This is a genomic window from Corynebacterium sp., from assembly GCF_012838985.1.
Classification (GTDB): Bacteria; Actinomycetota; Actinomycetes; order Mycobacteriales; family Mycobacteriaceae; genus Corynebacterium.
Genome location: NZ_DUOE01000041.1, coordinates 1 through 1,585, shown reverse-complemented (window position 1 = coordinate 1,585; position 1,585 = coordinate 1). Strand labels below are relative to the sequence as shown.

Sequence of the window (1,585 nt, the reverse complement as noted above, 5' to 3'; positions counted from 1 at the left end):
TCCAGAACTACGGCGACGTCGCCTACGGCTGGGCCATGGAGGACACCACCGGCATCTGCAAGCTCATCGCCGACCGCGACACCGGCAAGCTGCTCGGCGCCCACTACTACGGGCCCCAGGCCTCCACGCTCATTCAGCAGATGATCACGGTCATGGCCTTCGACCTCGACGTCCGCGAGGTGGCCACCAAGCAGTACTGGATCCACCCGGCCCTGCCGGAGGTCACTGAGAACGCCCTGCTGGGTCTGGAGTTCTAGCCGGGGCCGCGGGGGACGTTCAGGCAGTAGTCACGCGCAGTTCGAGCGCTTCCGCCCTCATCGATCACGGTGGAAGCGCTCACATTGGTTGGCAAAGTGCCTTTACTGCGCCAGGGCCGGGCTGCCGCAGCGGACCGGGCCCGCGAGCACACAACGGGCTCGCTTCGCTGAGCCTGGAAATCTCCCGGTACGCATGCAACCTGCCGGAACGCCCTACCCCCGAATTGACGTAGTCGAATTGTTATGAAGCTCGCCCCACAAACCCCACTAGTCACACGAGCATTTCGGAACCCCATCATTCACACTGGCCACACAGGAGCCGGGCCGACGCCGAGGGGCCGGGCAGCCAGCGCCACAGGCGAACAAACCCCCAGTTCAGCACCCCGGGCCGAGGGGACGGAGGCCAACCCGCCCCGCCTCTGCCAGACATCTCCAGCACCGTCGGCGACTTTCCGGCAACAAAGATCACAAAAAGATTACCCAGAAGAGGAAAATTCGGAAGCGATGACTTATCATTTCCAGTGCGCCTTGAATATGCCGCATGCCGACAGCGTCATGGAGGGCTCTCGCAGCTCCCCCAGCTAAGCTGTCCGCGTCGTGGTATCACTTCACGAATACATGGTTTTCAGACAGCCGGAAGCCACCTTCACTTCGACAAGTTTTAAGGACACATTGAATATGCGCTCCATCCGTACCGCCGCTGTTGCCGGCGCCACCGCACTCTCCCTGATCTTCGGCACCACCGTTGCCACCGCCCACGCCGCCGACAACGCCGTCGTCGAGGATGCCCCGGAGGCGACCGCTCCGGCCCCGGAGGAGGACTACACCCCGTCCCTCTCCTCCAAGATCAACACCGGCTCCTCCATGGAGGGTGACAAGGCTGCCAACGGCGTTGCACTGTTCGGCTCCTCCAAGGACGGCTTCGAGGACCAGCCGCGCTGGGCCAAGGTCATGTACGCCGGTACCGTTCTCGGCGCCATCGCCTCCTTCATCGGCATGATCGTCGGCCCGGTCCACAACTGGTTCGTCCACGGCCCGCACGCCTAAGCCGTCTCCCGAGTCCCAAACATCTTCTGAAAGTAAGGTAGTTTCATGCGCAAGTTCCGCAACGCCACCATCGCCGCCGCGACCGCTGTCGCCCTGACCCTGTCCGGCACCGCTGTCGCCACCGCAGAGGACGACGACCCGCAGGTCGGCCGCACCTCCGTCTCCATGTACGGCTCCTCCCAGACCGGTAAGGAGCAGGACGCTTGGAAGGAAGGCGAGGACGGCAAGCCGGTCGTCGGCACTGAGCAGCAGGTCGTCGGCACCGATCTCCTCGGCTCCAT

The 1,585-nt window shown here is 63.8% G+C and carries 1 protein-coding gene and 2 pseudogenes; all 3 read left to right on the top strand.

Features of this window, described 5'->3' with window-relative positions; genetic code table 11:
* A pseudogene (locus GXZ33_RS02055) lies at positions 1-257 on the top strand (mycothione reductase); the annotation flags it as partial.
* A 678-nt stretch (positions 258-935) separates the two neighbouring features.
* Positions 936-1,304 (top strand): hypothetical protein, encoded by a 369-nt coding sequence (locus tag GXZ33_RS02050; protein WP_291339191.1) that lies wholly within the window; start codon positions 936-938, stop codon positions 1,302-1,304.
* Between the two features lie 45 nt (positions 1,305-1,349).
* Positions 1,350-1,585, top strand: a pseudogene (locus GXZ33_RS02045) (hypothetical protein); the annotation flags it as partial.

Excerpts from the sequence above, each read along its gene's own strand:
- GXZ33_RS02050 (WP_291339191.1), top strand. The coding sequence starts at position 936 with ATGCGCTCCATCCGTACCGCCGCTGTTGCCGGCGCCACCGCACTCTCC.